The 12,623-nt window shown below is 67.7% G+C and carries 10 protein-coding genes; 9 read left to right on the top strand and 1 reads right to left on the bottom strand.

The annotated features are described in order from the left end of the window. Positions 1 to 33: 33 nt before the first annotated feature. Complete coding sequence (locus tag ERC79_RS03090; protein WP_131575645.1) at positions 34 to 237, bottom strand: hypothetical protein; 204 nt, start codon at positions 235 to 237, stop codon at positions 34 to 36. Positions 238 to 312: 75 nt separating this feature from the next. On the opposite strand from ERC79_RS03090, the gene ERC79_RS03085 reads away from it, so the two are divergent. From ERC79_RS03085 to rpmA, 9 genes are all read left to right on the top strand, one after another. Further along, on the top strand, positions 313 to 2,352 hold the full coding sequence (locus tag ERC79_RS03085; RefSeq protein WP_131575643.1) for an alpha/beta fold hydrolase: 2,040 nt from the start codon (positions 313 to 315) through the stop codon (positions 2,350 to 2,352). Between the two features lie 37 nt (positions 2,353 to 2,389). After that, positions 2,390 to 2,986: a hypothetical protein gene (locus tag ERC79_RS03080; protein ID WP_131580673.1), complete on the top strand. Its 597-nt coding sequence runs from the start codon at positions 2,390 to 2,392 to the stop codon at positions 2,984 to 2,986. Positions 2,987 to 3,037: 51 nt separating this feature from the next. Then, positions 3,038 to 5,698, top strand: coding sequence for a valine--tRNA ligase (locus ERC79_RS03075; RefSeq protein ID WP_131575641.1), 2,661 nt, complete (start codon positions 3,038 to 3,040; stop codon positions 5,696 to 5,698). Beyond that, a complete protein-coding gene (locus ERC79_RS03070; protein WP_131575640.1) occupies positions 5,695 to 7,125 on the top strand; it encodes a folylpolyglutamate synthase/dihydrofolate synthase family protein in 1,431 nt (476 codons plus the stop codon). The genes ERC79_RS03075 and ERC79_RS03070 overlap by 4 nt, the downstream gene beginning before the upstream one ends. An 83-nt stretch (positions 7,126 to 7,208) precedes the next feature. Next, on the top strand, positions 7,209 to 7,541 hold the full coding sequence (locus ERC79_RS03065) for a DUF4233 domain-containing protein (RefSeq protein WP_207390475.1): 333 nt from the start codon (positions 7,209 to 7,211) through the stop codon (positions 7,539 to 7,541). Between the two features lie 18 nt (positions 7,542 to 7,559). Beyond that, on the top strand, positions 7,560 to 7,979 hold the full coding sequence (ndk, locus tag ERC79_RS03060; protein ID WP_131575636.1) for a nucleoside-diphosphate kinase: 420 nt from the start codon (positions 7,560 to 7,562) through the stop codon (positions 7,977 to 7,979). Positions 7,980 to 8,434: 455 nt separating this feature from the next. Further along, the gene (locus ERC79_RS03055) at positions 8,435 to 11,668 is read left to right on the top strand and encodes a translation initiation factor IF-2 N-terminal domain-containing protein (RefSeq protein WP_131575634.1); all 3,234 of its coding nucleotides are present in this window, start codon (positions 8,435 to 8,437) and stop codon (positions 11,666 to 11,668) included. A 258-nt stretch (positions 11,669 to 11,926) separates the two neighbouring features. Continuing rightward, the gene (gene rplU / locus ERC79_RS03050) at positions 11,927 to 12,238 is read left to right on the top strand and encodes a 50S ribosomal protein L21 (RefSeq protein WP_131575632.1); all 312 of its coding nucleotides are present in this window, start codon (positions 11,927 to 11,929) and stop codon (positions 12,236 to 12,238) included. A 35-nt stretch (positions 12,239 to 12,273) separates the two neighbouring features. Continuing rightward, the gene (rpmA, locus tag ERC79_RS03045; RefSeq protein ID WP_131575630.1) at positions 12,274 to 12,537 is read left to right on the top strand and encodes a 50S ribosomal protein L27; all 264 of its coding nucleotides are present in this window, start codon (positions 12,274 to 12,276) and stop codon (positions 12,535 to 12,537) included. The last annotated feature ends 86 nt before the right edge of the window (positions 12,538 to 12,623 follow it).

Here is a 12,623-nt window from a genome sequence, read left to right as displayed (position 1 = left end):
CGGACGCCGAGATCTGCTGCCGTCGAGCTCGTCTCAGCGGTCGGCTACGAGGCGGTGGATTGCGTATGCGACGAACCACGTCACCAGTAGCAGGCACAGAACGAGGAGTGCGTCGATCACGTAGATGGCCATGATTCCCTTCGGTGGTCGATCGGTGCGCGTCCATGCTGTGGATGCCTGGACGATGACCATCACGCTAGGGGCCCGGACTGCGTCGGTATAGGTGACAGTGCTCACGGCGATTCGTCCGGACGCTGTGATCACCGCATGTGAGGGCAGTAGGCCAGTGGCGACACGTGGTACCAATCAGGGGTGACCTCGACTCCGCAGATCTCATTCGGCACTCCCTTCGACGACCTCGACGCCTTTGTCGCCCTGCCTCGGATGTCGGGGCTGGTGTTGTCCCCGGACGGCACCCGGTTGGTAGTGACGCAGGCGGTGCTCGACGAGACGTCGGCCAGGTACGTCACCGCACTGTGGGAAGTCGATCCGACCGGTGAGGCTTCGGCCCGGCGGTTGACGTGGGGTACGAAAGGGGAGTCCGGGGCGGCGTTCACGTCCAACGGTGACCTGCTGTTCACCGCCGCGCGCCCGGGCGGCGACGGCACGGACGAGGCCCGCCCCGACCTGTGGCTCCTGCCGGCAGCCGGTGGGGAGGCACGCAAGGTAGCCGGTCGCGGCGGTGGGATCACCGGCGTGCGTGCGGCCCGGTCGGTGCCGAGGGTCGTGGCGAGCACCGGGGTGTTGGGCGCGTCGGGTACCGCCGAGGAAGACGAGCGGGTCCGCGGTACGCGCAAGGACAAGAAGATCTCGGCCGTCCTGCACACCGGCTACCCGGTGCGGCACTGGGACCATGACCTCGGCCCGGACGTCCCGCACTTGTTGGCCGGGGATGCCGCTGCCGAAGGTGCGATCGCCTTCGACGGCATCACCCCGGACCCGGGTGCCGCGCTGCGTGACGCCGACTATGCGCTCGCCGACGATGGGTCGTTCGTCGTCAGCACATGGGTGGTGCCGGGCGCCCTCGGGTCGGCCCGCACGCAGTTGGTGAGGATCGACGTTGCGACGGGGGACCGGACGGTACTCGTCGACGACGGCGAGGCCGACCTCTCGCGCCCGGTGATCTCGCCCGACGGTACGCAACTGGTCTATCTCCGCGAATCTCACGGCGACCCCGATACCGCGCCGCGAGTCACACTGCACCGGTACACGTTCGAGACGGGACGGATCGAATCGCTGGCGGCGGACTGGGACCGCTGGCCCACGTCGGTGGCGTGGCTGCCGGGTAGTGACGGGCTGCTGCTCACGGCCGACGATCACGGCCGTGGGCCGATCTTCCAGTTGCGCGCAGACACACCTGTCGCGCTCACGACGGACGATGCCGCCTACACCGATCTGCAGGTCGCCCCCGACGGATCCGCTGTGTACGCGATGCGCGCGTCGTACACCCGTCCCGCGCACCCCGTACGTGTAGCGCTCACCGGCGACGTCGGTGCCGTCACGGAACTGCGGGCGCCGTCGAGCGCGCCGACCCTGCCCGGACGGCTCACCGAGGTAGTGGCGCAGGCCGAGGACGGAACCCCGCTGCGATCTTGGCTTGCGCTGCCCGGGCACGCGTCGGCCGAGAGCCCCGTGCCGCTGGTGCTGTGGGTCCACGGCGGTCCCCTGAACTCGTGGAACACGTGGTCATGGCGCTGGAATCCGTGGCTGATGGTCGCGAAGGGATATGCCGTTCTGCTACCGGACCCGGCGCTGTCCACCGGCTACGGGCAGGACTTCGTCCAGCGCGGCTGGGGGCAGTGGGGCAAAGCGCCGTACACCGATCTGATGGCGATCACCGACGCTGCGGAGGCCTTGCCGGAGATCGACGCGAAGCGGACGGCCGCGATGGGCGGATCCTTCGGCGGCTACATGGCCAATTGGATCGCCGGACATACCGACCGGTTCCGGGCGATCGTCACCCACGCGAGCCTGTGGGCGCTCGATCAGTTCGGCCCGACCACCGACGCTGCGTGGTACTGGCAGCGCGAGATGACACCCGAAATGGCGTTCGAGAACTCCCCGCACCTCTACGTGGCCGACATCGTCACCCCGATGCTGGTTGTTCACGGCGACAAAGACTATCGCGTGCCGATCGGTGAGGGCCTGCGGTTGTGGTACGAGCTGCTGTCGGAGTCCGGGCTGCCCGCCGACGATGAGGGCAAGACCGATCACCGCTTCCTCTACTTCCCGGACGAGAACCACTGGGTACTCAGCCCGCAGCATGCCAAGATCTGGTATCAGGTGGTCGAATCGTTCCTCGCCGAGCATGTGCTCGGGGAAGACGTGCCGTTGCCCGACGCGCTGGGATAACACGGATCCGTCGAGGGGAGGGGACGCGGTGGGGGAGATGGATGTCGAGCACGGCGTGGTAGGCGCGGAGTCGAAGGAACGGCGACCGGCTCCGCGGTGGTGGCGGCTCGCGATCGGTGGGATCGTTCCGGCGCTGACGGTCGCGACATGCCTGTGGATCATATGGAGCTTCGTGCCGCCGTCGGGATCGGTCCCGGCGTTCGTTCTCGGGGAGTGGGCACTGCTGGTCCTCGGCGGGATCTGGTCGGTCCTGGTGGCCGTCGGACTGGTCCGGTACGGCTGGCATCGTCTGGTGCTGGTCGCGCCGGTGATCGTGGTGCTGACGGCAGCTCTCGTTGCGTTCTCGGTGCCGGAGCGGTTCGGCTGGTGGATGTCGAAGGACGATCTGCTGCGGGCTGCGGTGGCGTGCGTCGACCCGCCGGAGTCCGACCACATCGGCCTGTACGAGGTGCTCTGGGTCGATCGGGTCGGGGAGCGCGGCTGCAGGTTCCATACGAGCGGCGGCTTCCTGGATCTCGTCGGCGTCGCCTACCTTCCGGGGATGCAGCCGTACATCGGCGATGTGCGCCACGACGGGGATATCGGTTACCGGCACCTCGAGGGTGATTGGTACTCGTTCACCCAGCGGTTCTGAGCAATCAGAGCCGGGTCGGGGCGATTCGCCCCCTCTGACTACGATTGGGGGGTGACCAGTGCGCCAGAGACTCCCCAGAACCCCGCAGACGCCCTCCCGAAAAGCTGGGATCCCAGCGCGGTAGAGGCCGACTTGTATCAGGGCTGGGTAGACGCCGGTTACTTCACCGCCGATCCGTCGAGCGACAAGCCCGGCTACTCGATCGTGCTGCCGCCGCCGAACGTCACCGGCAGCCTGCACATGGGCCACGCTCTCGACCACACCTTGATGGATGCGCTGTGTCGTCGCAAGCGGATGCAGGGCTTCGAGGTGCTGTGGCTACCGGGCATGGACCACGCGGGCATCGCGACGCAGACGATCGTCGAGAAGCAGCTCGCCACTGACGGTAAGAAGAAGGAAGACTTCGGTCGCGAGGCCTTCATCGACAAGGTCTGGGACTGGAAGCGCGAGTCCGGCGGCATGATCCAGGGCCAGATGCGCCGCATCGGTGACGGCGTCGACTGGAGCCGCGACCGCTTCACGATGGACGAGGGCCTCTCGCGCGCCGTCCAGACCATCTTCAAGCGCCTCTACGACGACGGCCTCATCTACCGCGCCGAGCGCCTCGTCAACTGGTCGCCGGTGCTGCAGACCGCGATCTCCGACATCGAGGTGAAGTTCGAGGAGGTCGAGGGCGAGCTCGTCTCGTTGCGCTACGGCTCGCTGAACGACGCCGAGCCGCACGTGATCGTCGCGACCACCCGTGTCGAGACGATGCTCGGCGACACCGCCGTCGCCGTCCACCCCGAGGACGAGCGCTACCAGCACCTGATCGGCACCACGCTCGAGCACCCGTTCACGGGCCGGCAGATCCCGATCATCGCCGACGACTACGTCGACCCCGCGTTCGGCACCGGCGCCGTGAAGATCACGCCCGCGCACGACCCCAACGACTTCGAGATGGGCGTGCGGCATAACCTGCCGATGCCCACCATCATGGACAAGACCGGCAAGATCGCCGACACCGGAACGCAGTTCGACGGCATGGACCGCTTCGAGGCCCGCGTCAAGGTTCGTGAGGCGCTCGCCGAGCAGGGCCGCGTCGTCGCCGAGAAGCGCCCGTACCTGCACAGCGTCGGCCACTCCGAGCGCTCCGGCGAGACCATCGAGCCGCGGCTGTCGATGCAGTGGTGGGTCAAGGTCGACGCGCTCGCGAAGGCGGCCGGTGACGCGGTCCGCAACGGCGACACCGTCATTCACCCGGCCAGTCAGGAGCCGCGCTGGTTCGCGTGGGTCGACAACATGCACGACTGGTGCATCTCGCGTCAGCTGTGGTGGGGCCACCGCATCCCGATCTGGTACGGCCCGGACGGCGAGGTGCAGTGCTTCGGCCCGGACGAGACCGCACCCGAGGGCTGGGAGCAGGATCCCGACGTCCTCGACACGTGGTTCTCGTCGGGTCTGTGGCCGTTCTCCACGATGGGCTGGCCCGACAAGACGTCCGAAATCCAGAAGTTCTATCCGACAAGCGTTCTCGTCACCGGCTACGACATCCTGTTCTTCTGGGTGGCTCGGATGATGATGTTCGGCACCTACGTGTCCGGTGACGACGCCGTCGGCGGCGCCAAGGTCCCGTTCACCGATCTGTTCCTGCACGGCCTGGTCCGCGACCAGTACGGCAAGAAGATGTCGAAGTCGCGCGGCAACGGCATCGACCCGCTCGACTGGGTCGACCGTTTCGGAGCCGACGCGCTGCGCTTCACGCTGGCCCGCGGCGCCAACCCGGGCGGCGACCTCGCGGTCGGCGAGGATCACGCGCAGTCGTCGCGCAACTTCGCGAACAAGCTGTTCAACGCCACCAAGTTCGCGCTCATGAACGGTGCCGTCGTTGCGGACCTGCCGGCCCGTGAGCAGCTCACCGACGCCGACCGCTGGATCCTCGACCGGCTCGAGCAGGTCCGCGCCGAGGTCGACGAGGCGTTCGAGCGGTTCGAGTTCTCCAAGGCCTGCGAGGCGCTGTACCACTTCGCGTGGGACGAGGTGTGCGACTGGTACCTCGAGCTCGCGAAGCCGCAGCTCGCCGAGGGCAGTGTGTACGCCGACGGCACCAAGTCCGTGCTCGGCAACGTGCTCGACACGCTGCTGCGGATGCTGCACCCGGTGATCCCGTTCGTCACCGAGACGCTGTGGAAGGTGCTCACCGGCGGCGAATCCGTCGTGGTGGCCGAGTGGCCGAGTGCGACGGGTGCGGCCACCGATCCTGTTGCCGCACAGCGGATCGAGGATATGCAGCGTCTCGTCACCGAGGTCCGCCGCTTCCGTAGCGATCAGGGTCTCAAGCCGTCGCAGAAGGTGACTGCGCGCCTGACCGGCGCTACCGAGGCCGACATCGAGTCCCAGCTGGGGTCGGTGTCCTCGCTCGCCAAACTGACCGACCCGTCCGGGGACTTCTCCGCGACCGCGTCCGTGGAGGTGCGCCTGAGCAAGGCCACCGTGACGGTCGAGCTCGATACGTCGGGCACCGTCGACCTCGCTGCCGAGAAGAAGCGCCTCGAGAAAGATCTCGCGATCGCCGAGAAGGAGCTTGCGGGTACTACGGCAAAGTTGTCGAACGAGGCGTTCCTGGCGAAGGCGCCCGACGCTGTCGTCGACAAGATCCGCACCCGCCAGCAGGTGGCGCAGGAGGAGATCGCTCGTATGTCCGCACGGCTGAAGGAGCTGGGCGGAGCGTGAGCACCGAACGTCCGGGCGAACCCACTCCGGTCGACCTCGCGGAGCTCGCGCTCGTCGAGGCCGAGCTGGACAAGCGCTGGCCCGAAACCAAGATCGAGCCGTCGCTGACCCGCATCTCGGCCCTGATGGACCTGCTCGGGTCGCCGCAGCACAATTACCCGACCATCCATGTCGCGGGCACCAATGGCAAGACGTCGGTCACGCGGATGATCGACGCATTGCTCACCCGATTGCACCGCCGGACAGGACGGACCACCAGCCCGCACCTGCAGTTGGTGACAGAGCGGATCGGCATCGACGGCGCGCCCATTCCGGTGCGCACCTACATCGACACGTACCGTGAGCTCGAGCCGTTCATCGCGATGATCGACCAGCAGTCCGAGGCTGCCGGTGGTCCCGCGATGAGCAAGTTCGAGGTCTCCACGGCGATGGCGTACGCCGCGTTCGCGGAGGCGCCCGTCGACGTTGCGGTCGTCGAGACCGGACTCGGTGGCAAGTGGGACGCCACCAACGTCATCGACGCGCAGGTAGCGGTCATCACCCCGATCGGGCTCGACCACACCGACTACCTCGGCCCCGATCTCGCGTCGATCGCGGGGGAGAAGGCCGGGATCATCAAGAAGGGCCGCGACAGCGGTATCGAGGGTGTTGCACCGATCGACACCGTCGCGATCATCGCCGAGCAGAGCTCCGAGGTGATGGATGTACTACTGCGGCGGACGGTAGAGGCCGACGCCGCGGTCGCTCGTGAGGGCTCGGAGTTCCGGGTGCTGCGCCGACAGATCGCAATCGGTGGTCAGCAGCTCGAGCTGCAGGGCCTCGGCGGTGTGTACGACGACATCTTCCTGCCGCTGCATGGTGAGCATCAGGCACGAAACGCGTCCCTCGCGCTCGCTGCCGTCGAGGCGTTCTTCGGCGCCGGTCCGGACCGTCAGCTGGACGTAGACGCGATCCGTGAGGGTTTCGCGTCCGTCGTCAACCCTGGACGGCTCGAACGGGTGCGCAGCGCGCCGACGGTGTTCCTCGACGCCGCGCACAATCCGCACGGCGCGCGGGCCCTCGCCGCTGCCCTGGCCGCCGAGTTCGACTTCCGCAAGCTCGTCGGTGTCATGAGCGTCATGGGTGACAAGGACGTCGACGGCATCCTCGCCGCCCTCGAACCAGTCTTCGACGAGCTCGTGGTGACTCACAACGGGTCGCCGCGCGCGATGGACATCGAGGATCTCGCCAACCGTGCGGTAGCGCGTTTCGGTGACGAGCGCGTTGTCGTCGCTCCCACTCTGCCGGACGCACTCGAGACCGCGATCGGTCTGGCCGAGGAGGTCGCCGAGCCCGGTGAGGCAGTATCGGGGGCGGGCGTCGTGGTCACCGGTTCGGTAGTAACCGCGGGCGCGGCCCGTACCCTGTTCGGAAAGGACCCCGCGTGAGCGAAACCCCGGAGACCCCAGAGAACGCCCGCTCGGGATTCCGCCCGCCGACGAACGATCCGTGGAAGGGATTCCGCGGCGTGATGGCGGGCACCCTGGTCCTCGAGGCGATCGTGATCCTGCTGGCGCTGCCGGTGGTGGCGGTCGTGAACGCGAAGGGCCTGACCTGGGCGTCCGGCACCTACGTCTGTGTGCTTGCGCTGCTGATGTTCCTGGGCGCGGGGGTGCAGGGTAAGCCGTGGGCGATGAAGCTCAATCTCACGCTCCAGGTGATCGCCGTCCTCGGCTTCTTCGTGGACATCGCCATCGGCGTCGTCGGTCTGCTCTTCGGCGCGGTATGGCTGTACATCCTGTACCTGCGCAAGGACATCTCGCAGCGCATCGCGCGGGGTCTGCTTCCGGGTCAACGGGACTGACCGTCTAGGATGTTCGCCGTGACTGAGCGCACCCTGGTACTGATCAAGCCCGACGGAGTCTCCCGTGGCTACGTGGGAGAGATTCTCTCCCGCATCGAGCGCAAGGGACTGAGCATTGCGGCGCTGGAGTTGCGGACCGCGACCAGCGAGGTAGCCGCGACCCATTACGCCGAACACGAAGGCAAGCCGTTCTACCCGGGACTGCTGGAATTCATCACCTCCGGCCCGCTCGTGGCAGCGGTGCTCGAAGGGCCGCGCGCGATCGCCGCGTTCCGTCAGCTCGCCGGCGGCACCGATCCGGTCGACAAAGCCGTTCCCGGCACGATCCGCGCCGACCTGGCGCTCGACGGCGGACAGAATTTGGTACACGGATCAGACTCCATCGAATCTGCCGAGCGTGAGATCTCGCTCTGGTTTCCGCAGCTCGCGCACGCCTGAATCCCACAACCCCGGACGCTCCCCGGGCCCCCGGGCCCGTGGGGCGTCTTTTGTTTTGCCACCTATCGGTGCGCCGATGGGCGGACACAGCGCGCCGGTGTGGGATACTGAGAGTGGTCGGGCCGCAGCTGTGCACTATGCGGGTCCGATCGGATGACATTGCGGTGCGAAGCCCGTCATCGCTGCCGCGCAGGCGCAGGTAATCCCTGTTACTCCCGGTACGCTGGATGATCAGGCGCTCACGCCGTGAACGGTCAGGCGCTCGCGCCGTGGATCGCAGCCATCCAGCCATGCACCGCGCGATTCCGCAGTGATTAACGGACACTGCGAAACACGTGGAGCGAGACCATACAATCTCGTACCCCCGGTGCGAGTACACAACCATCGCTCCCGCGCGGCCGCGCCACATCCGATCGAAAGACGGGTGGACGCGCCCGGGGGCTCGAGGAGAATACGTGGCCGACAAAGCGCCGCCCGAAAGTGTGCAGGACCCGATTGCGGAAGCAACGGCCGAGCCGAGTGCCACCCCGGTGCTCCCGGAGAAGATTCGTGTCCACGCCCTGGCCAAGCTGCTGGGTGTGACCAGCAAGCAGGTTCTCGCCGAGGCCGCTGCGCTGGGCACCGAGCTGCGCAGTGCGCAGTCCAGCCTGCAGCGTGAGATTGCCGAACGCATCCACGCCACCATGTCCGGCCTGGTGACGGCGGCCCCGGCAGCGCAACCCCCGCCGACGGGGAAAGCTGGCGTCGAGCAGGCGCCGGAGGTCGTGACCGAGGCAGCGCCTGTGCCGTCGGAGGCTGCGGCGGAGAAAGCCCCGGTTGCCGCGAAGGCCCCGCGGAAGCGGACGCGCGTGAAGCCGCCTGTTCCCGAGGCAGTCACCACTTCCGAGGCAGTCACCACTTCCGAGTCGGTCACCACTCCCGAGGTGGCAGCGGCCCCGTCCGTCGGGCTCTTCACGAACGTCGAGCTGGGCGCCGAGACGGTCGCCGACTCCGATTCGGCACCTACAGCCTTCCAAGCGCCACTGTTCCTGCAGCCCGACGCCGCGGCGGCCGAGGTCGCACCGCGACGTCGTCGCAGCCGCCGTGCCGCGGCCGCACCTGAGGCTGAAGCGACCGTCGCCGCACCCGCCGAGACGACAGACGCGACTGAGACGACCGGTACGACCGAGATCGATCAGATCGCGGCAGTCACCGCGGACGCGGACGCCGGCACCGCAGCGGCCGCCGAGACCCCCGAGGCCGGTGAGGGCGAGGGCAGCGATCAGCAGCGCCGCCGTCGTCGAGGTCGCCGCGGCCGCGGCCGCGGGCGAGGCGAGTACCACGCCGACGGCACCGAGAGTGACGAGACCGTCGAGGGCGAGACGTCCGAGGACGACAAGCCCCAGGGCGGAGACGTCGAGTCCGCACCGGGTGTCGAGGACGCCGCCGAAGCCGCTGAGTCCACCGAGGGCGCTGAGCCCGCAGAGGGTGCCGAGGACGAGCAGTCCGACGCCGACGAGTCCGGTGACGGCAGTAGCCGCCGGCGCCGTCGCCGACGTCGTCGCAAGGGTGGCGCCGACGGCGAGGCTTCTTCCGAGGATGATCCGCCCAACACCGTCGTGCACGAGCGTGAGCCGCGCAGCAGGCCCCGCTCCAAGGACGAAGTTCAGGGCATCAGCGGATCGACGCGCCTCGAGGCCAAGCGTCAGCGCCGCCGTGACGGGCGCGACGCCGGTCGCCGTCGCCCGCCGATCCTGAGCGAGTCCGAGTTCCTGGCGCGCCGCGAGGCGGTCGACCGGGTCATGGTCGTCCGGGAGAAGATCGGGGGCACGAACCCCGCCGCCTCCACTCAGGTGGCGGTGCTCGAGGACGGCGTGCTCGTGGAGCACTTCGTCACCGGTACATCGTCGACGTCGATGGTCGGCAACATCTACCTCGGACGCGTCCAGAACGTGCTGCCCAGCATGGAGGCCGCGTTCATCGATATCGGCCGCGGGCGCAATGGCGTGCTGTACGCGGGTGAGGTCAACTGGGAGGCCGCCGGGCTCGGCGGCAATTCCCGGAAGATCGAGCAGGCGCTGCGCCCCGGCGACCAGGTGCTGGTGCAGGTCAGCAAGGACCCGGTGGGTCACAAGGGTGCCCGCCTGACCACGCAGATCAGCCTGGCCGGACGCTTCCTGGTGTACGTGCCTGGCGGCACCTCCACCGGTATCAGCCGCAAGCTTCCCGACACCGAGCGCAAACGCCTCAAGGAGATCCTGCGCGAGATCGTCCCGGCCGACGCCGGCGTGATCATCCGCACGGCCTCCGAGGGTGTCAGCGAGGCGGAACTCGCTCGTGACGTCACCCGGCTGCAGTCGCAGTGGGCGACGATCGAGGAGCAGGCCGCGAAGGCGGATTCCGGCAAGTCGGGGAACCCGCAGACGCTGTACGAGGAGCCCGACCTGTTGGTCAAGGTCGTCCGAGACCTGTTCAACGAGGACTTCTCGAAGCTCATCATCGAGGGCGAGAAGGCCTGGAACACGGTCGAGGGCTACATCAAGGCTGTCGCACCGGATCTGTTGTCGCGTGTCGAGCGGCATGTTGCCGATGCCGGAGCCCTGGATGTGTTCGGCACCCACCGGATCGACGAGCAGCTCGCGAAGGCGCTCGACCGTAAGGTGTGGCTGCCTTCGGGTGGCACACTGGTGATCGAGCGCACCGAGGCAATGACGGTGGTCGACGTCAACACCGGGAAGTTCACCGGTGCCGGCGGCAATCTCGAGGAGACTGTCACCCGCAACAACCTCGAGGCTGCCGAAGAGATCGTGCGCCAGATGCGGCTGCGCGACATCGGCGGCATGATCGTCGTCGACTTCATCGACATGGTGCTCGAGTCGAACCGGGACCTCGTCCTGCGTCGTCTCACCGAGGCCCTGGGCCGCGATCGCACGCGCCACCAGGTGTCGGAGGTGACATCCCTGGGTCTCGTCCAGATGACCCGCAAGAAGCTCGGAACCGGTCTGGTGGAGGCCTTCTCGACGACCTGTGAGCACTGCCACGGTCGGGGGATCGTCATCCACGCCGAGCCTGTCGAGGTGAAGTCCTCGGACGACGGCGGACGTTCGAGCCAGCCGAAGGAATCCGGCGGGCGCAAGAAGCGTGGGCGTGATCGGGCCGCCGCGGCGACTGCAGAACCCGAGACCAATGGTCAGCAGCACGGGACGGTCGAGGAAGCGGTGGTGGACGCGTCCGTCAAGCGTGCGCATCCGGTCGCCCTGGCAATGGCGGCGCACCATACGGACGATGACCATGGCGACCGTGCCGAGGCTCCGGCGGCTGATGCTCCGGCGGCTGAGGACTCGGTGAGCGAGGCTCCGGCGGCTGAGGCTCCCACGGCACCGGTACAGGAATCCGGGGTCGGCGAGGAGATGTCCGCGCCGAAGACCCGCCGGCGCAGCCGCAGAGTCTCACGTGCGGTGGCCGCGCCGGTTGCCGAAACATCCGATGCGGGAGCAGTTTTCGTGATCCCGACGACGACAGAGCCGGAACCCTCTGCTCCGGCGTCGGAACCTCAGTCGGCGGCGGTCGTGAAACCTGAGCCGGTAGCGGCGGCCGCGTCCCTGTCAGCGGCTCCGACGGTCGACGGAGTGGCGGAACCGGCACGACGGCCCCGTCGCCGTCGCGCCGCCGCCCGTCCTGCAGGCCCTCCGGTCGACGCAGAGGCCTGACCCGGCACCGTCCCCGCCGCCCCACTCGTCTGGGGCGGCGAGGGCAGCACGGGAACGACAGCAGTGTCAGTTTGACCCTGGTGGTTGCTTTCCCGTAATCTTGACCGGTCGCTACCCGGCGATACCGCTCTGCTGCGCCCGCTACGGGCATTTCGCGGGCGAGCTCGGGGTAGTAGCCACACCAGACCAGTCGCGCAGCACTGAAAGCCCGAGGGCAGCGGCGCGAGCACGTTCGAACATGCAAGGGGTAGCCGTCCGATGGCAACGTACGCGATCGTCAAGACCGGCGGAAAGCAGTACAAGGTCGCTGTTGGTGACCTCGTCAAGGTCGAGAAGATCGAGGGTGAGCCCGGCACCGCTGTCTCGCTTGCCCCGGTCCTCGTGGTCGATGGGTCCGAGCTGACCACCGACGCCGACAAGCTGGCGAAGATCTCCGTGACCGGTGAGGTCGTCGAGCACACCAAGGGCCCGAAGATCCGGATCCACAAGTTCAAGAACAAGACCGGCTACCACAAGCGTCAGGGTCACCGGCAGAAGCTGACGATCCTCAAGGTCACCGGCATCAAGTAGCTCGAGCTTTTCACCGATTCCTGGAGGGATTCGACATGGCACATAAGAAGGGTGCATCCAGCTCCCGTAACGGTCGCGATTCAAACGCACAGCGACTCGGCGTCAAGCGTTTCGGCGGCCAGGCCGTCAGCGCCGGTGAGATCCTCGTGCGTCAGCGTGGCACCCATTTTCACCCCGGCACCAATGTCGGCCGTGGCGGTGACGACACCCTGTTCGCTCTCGCTGCGGGCGCCGTCGAGTTCGGCACCAAGCGTGGGCGCAAGACCGTGAACATCGTTCCGGCTGCGGCAGAGGCCTAGGTCTCCTGCCACCTACGGACCGAGCTCGGTGACGAGTTCAGTTCCGTTCCGATCTCCCAGTAGGGGCGGGCCAGGGTCTCATACCC

This window comes from Rhodococcus sp. ABRD24 (assembly GCF_004328705.1).
GTDB lineage: Bacteria > Actinomycetota > Actinomycetes > Mycobacteriales > Mycobacteriaceae > Prescottella.
The sequence above is the reverse complement of the archived record's forward strand: the minus strand, read 5'-3'. Positions and strand labels throughout refer to the sequence as shown.